The following is a 256-nucleotide window of genomic DNA, read 5'->3' as shown; positions in this document are numbered from 1 at the left end:
CAAGCCGCACGTGGTGATTGAAGTCCTTGTACGTGGTCTTCGCGTGCATGATCGCGAGCCGCACGTATTTTTCGAGGATCATGTTCTTGAACGAGCGTGCCTTCTCATACCACAACCGCGACTGCTGAATCGTCGAGTACAGAGTTCCACCATGCCGCACACCAAGACTCGTCTCGATCGCATAAATCTCGGAGTTGCGAATGATTGGGTCAATGTCGAAACGTGTGTGCAACTGCTCATAACGCTCAACGCGCTT

General features: G+C 52.3%; 1 protein-coding gene. It reads right to left on the bottom strand.

Annotation, left to right across the window (positions count from 1 at the left end):
* The coding region (locus AC1RPU_RS08345) for a hypothetical protein (protein ID WP_481769704.1) at nt 1–256 on the bottom strand (256 nt) is incomplete at both ends.

This window comes from Dellaglioa sp. CoH-55-MRSF-7 (assembly GCF_056782235.1).
Note: the sequence above shows the minus strand (reverse complement) of the source record. Positions and strands in the feature narration are given on the sequence as shown.